Below are 1518 nucleotides of genomic sequence, written 5' to 3'. Positions count from 1 at the left end.
GCAGGAGATCAACCGTGACTGTTTATGCACGCCCGGGTGTTGAGGGCGCTTTGATGTCTTTTAAGTCTCGTTATGAGAATTTCATCGGTGGGCAGTGGGTGGCGCCTGTTTCGGGCCGGTATTTCGAGAATCGGACGCCGGTGACGGGGCAGGTGTTTTGTGAGGTGCCGCGGTCGGATGAGGCTGATGTTGAGGCGGCGTTGGATGCTGCGCATGCGGCGGCGCCGGCGTGGGGGAAGACGTCGGTGGCGGCGCGGGCGGTGTTGTTGAACAAGATCGCGGATCGGATCGAGGAGAATCTGGAGTCGATCGCGGTGGCGGAGTCTTGGGATAACGGTAAGCCGATCCGGGAGACGTTGAATGCTGATATTCCGTTGGCGGTGGATCATTTCCGGTATTTCGCGGGGGCGATCCGGGCTCAGGAAGGGTCGTTGTCGGAGATCGATGAGGACACGGTGGCGTATCACTTCCATGAGCCGTTGGGGGTGGTGGGGCAGATCATTCCGTGGAATTTCCCGATTTTGATGGCGGTGTGGAAGTTGGCGCCGGCGTTGGCGGCCGGGAATGCGGTGGTGCTCAAGCCGGCTGAGCAGACTCCGGCCTCGATTTTGTATTTGTTCGAGGTGATCGGGGATTTGTTGCCGGCGGGGGTGGTCAACATTGTCAACGGGTTCGGGGTGGAGGCGGGTAAGCCGTTGGCGTCCTCGAATCGGATCGCCAAGATCGCGTTCACCGGGGAGACGACCACGGGCCGGTTGATCATGCAGTACGCCAGTCAGAACCTGATCCCGGTGACGTTGGAGCTGGGCGGTAAGTCGCCGAATATTTTCTTCAACGATGTGTTGGCCGAAAACGATGCGTATCAGGACAAGGCGTTGGAGGGCTTCACGATGTTCGCCTTGAATCAGGGTGAGGTGTGCACGTGCCCGTCACGGTCGCTGATTCAGGCCGACATTTTCGATGAGTTCCTCGCGTTGGCGGCGATCCGGACGAAGGCGGTGCGCCAGGGGGATCCGTTGGATACCGAGACGATGATCGGGGCGCAGGCCTCCAATGATCAGTTGGAGAAGATCTTGTCTTATATCGAGATCGGTAAGAGTGAGGGTGCGCAGGTGGTGACCGGGGGTGAGCGCGCGCAGCTCGGTGGGGATCTCAACGGTGGTTATTATGTGGCGCCGACGATTTTCACGGGGAACAACAAGATGCGGATTTTCCAGGAGGAGATTTTCGGGCCGGTGGTGGCGGTGACGTCGTTCACCGATTATCAGGATGCGATGGCGTTGGCCAATGACACCTTGTATGGGTTGGGGGCCGGGGTGTGGAGTCGTAACGGTAATACCGCGTATCGGGCGGGCCGGGATATCAAGGCTGGTCGGGTGTGGACGAACTGCTATCACCAGTATCCTGCGCATGCGGCGTTCGGTGGGTACAAGCAGTCCGGTATTGGTCGGGAAAACCACCATATGATGCTCGATCACTACCAGCAGACCAAGAACCTGCTGGTCAGCTACAGCGAAA

1 protein-coding gene is annotated in these 1518 nt (G+C 59.1%); it reads left to right on the top strand.

Translation table 11 applies throughout. The annotated features are described in order from the left end of the window. Positions 1-14: 14 nt before the first annotated feature. Positions 15-1518: aldehyde dehydrogenase (gene adh, locus SBI67_RS29045; protein ID WP_318983905.1), on the top strand; the 1504-nt coding region annotated here is incomplete at its 3' end.

It is taken from the genome of Mycolicibacterium chengduense (assembly GCF_033741155.1).
In the GTDB taxonomy this organism is placed as follows: domain Bacteria; phylum Actinomycetota; class Actinomycetes; order Mycobacteriales; family Mycobacteriaceae; genus Mycobacterium.
Note: the sequence above shows the minus strand (reverse complement) of the source record. Positions and strands in the feature narration are given on the sequence as shown.